This is a genomic window from Treponema endosymbiont of Eucomonympha sp. (assembly GCF_001028545.1).
The window spans coordinates 1-610 of sequence record NZ_BBPW01000420.1 but is presented as its reverse complement, the minus strand read 5'-3'; the positions used below and the strand labels follow the sequence as shown (position 1 = coordinate 610).

1 protein-coding gene is annotated in these 610 nt (G+C 61.1%); it reads left to right on the top strand.

Features of this window, described 5'->3' with window-relative positions; genetic code table 11:
* The coding region (locus AWU74_RS14315; RefSeq protein ID WP_162505020.1) for a branched-chain amino acid ABC transporter permease at positions 1-610 on the top strand (610 nt) is incomplete at both ends.

Below are 610 nucleotides of genomic sequence, written 5' to 3'. Positions count from 1 at the left end.
GGCCTATCTCGTCGGCCGCCCGATCCTGAAACTGAAGGGGCATTACCTCGCCATTGCAACGCTTGGTCTCGGCGTGCTCGTGGCGCTCGTTATCACCACGGAGAGCCGCTGGACCGGCGGGCCTGACGGTATGCCGGTTGCCAAGCTGGTGCTGTTCGGCTGGCGCGTCAGCGGATCGGACACCTGGTATTGGGTCACGGGCGGGCTTCTGATTTTGGGAACGTGGATCGCTCTCAACCTGAACGATACGCCGACAGGGCGTGCTTTCCGCGCGCTGCATGACAGCGAGGTCGCGGCACGCGTGGCGGGTATCAACGTTGCCCGCTTCAAGTTGCAGGCGTTCGTGATCGCGGCCGCCTATGCGTCGATTGCGGGCTCCGCCCTTGCGCTCATGAATGGTTTCATCAATCCCGATCAGGCCGGATTTCTCCATTCTGTGGAGATGGTGACCATGGTGGTGCTTGGCGGGCTCGGCTCGGTCGTCGGCAGCATTGTCGGTGCTGCGGTTCTCATCACGCTGCCTCAGGTGCTCACCGTGTTTCAGGAATATGAACACCTGCTGCTCGGCTTCATCATCATTGTGTCGATGATCTTCATGCGCGACGGCATT